This is a genomic window from Methylobacterium phyllostachyos, assembly GCF_900103445.1.
Classification (GTDB): Bacteria; Pseudomonadota; Alphaproteobacteria; order Rhizobiales; family Beijerinckiaceae; genus Methylobacterium; species Methylobacterium phyllostachyos.
The window spans coordinates 1-1,002 of sequence record NZ_FNHS01000047.1 but is presented as its reverse complement, the minus strand read 5'-3'; the positions used below and the strand labels follow the sequence as shown (position 1 = coordinate 1,002).

The following is a 1,002-nucleotide window of genomic DNA, read 5'->3' as shown; positions in this document are numbered from 1 at the left end:
TGCATCCGAAGCTTCGGCTCGTGGCTTGAGCCCCGTTACATTTTCGGCGCAGGACCCCTTATTTAGACCAGTGAGCTGTTACGCTTTCTTTAAAGGATGGCTGCTTCTAAGCCAACCTCCTGGTTGTTTTGGGAGTCCCACATCCTTTCCCACTTAGCCACGAATTGGGGGCCTTAGCTGTCGGTCAGGGTTGTTTCCCTCTCCACGACGGACGTTAGCACCCGCCGTGTGTCTCCCGCGCAGTACTCTCACGTATTCGGAGTTTGGTTGGGTTTGGTACCGCTGTGGGCGGCCCTAGCCCATCCAGTGCTCTACCCCGTGAGGTATTCACGCGAGGCGCTACCTAAATAGCTTTCGCGGAGAACCAGCTATTTCCGAGTTTGATTGGCCTTTCACCCCTAGCCACACGTCATCCAAGACCTTTTCAACGGGCACTGGTTCGGACCTCCAGTGGGTGTTACCCCACCTTCATCCTGCACATGGCTAGATCACTCGGTTTCGGGTCTAAAGCCACGAACTGAACGCCCTGTTCAGACTCGCTTTCGCTGCGCCTCCACCTATCGGCTTAAGCTCGCTCGTAACTTTAAGTCGCTGACCCATTATACAAAAGGTACGCGGTCACCCAGGACGAACCTTGGGCTCCCACTGTTTGTAAGCATCCGGTTTCAGGTGCTGTTTCACTCCCCTCGTCGGGGTGCTTTTCACCTTTCCCTCACGGTACTGGTTCGCTATCGGTCGCTGAGGAGTACTTAGGCTTGGAGGGTGGTCCCCCCATGTTCAGACAGGATTTCACGTGTCCCGCCCTACTCGAGTCCTGTGTTTCGTCCGTCCCGTACGGGGCTGTCACCCATCGCGCCGGCCTTTCCAGACCGTTCCGGTAAACTCAACACAGGCACTGGCCTGATCCGCGTTCGCTCGCCACTACTGACGGAGTCTCGTTGATGTCCTTTCCTCCGGGTACTGAGATGTTTCAGTTCCCCGGGTTCGCTTCAAACCCCTATG

At 56.2% G+C, this 1,002-nt stretch carries 1 rRNA gene; it reads right to left on the bottom strand.

The window, feature by feature from the left end:
* Positions 1-1,002: ribosomal RNA gene (locus BLQ49_RS28785) — 23S ribosomal RNA — on the bottom strand; the annotation flags it as partial.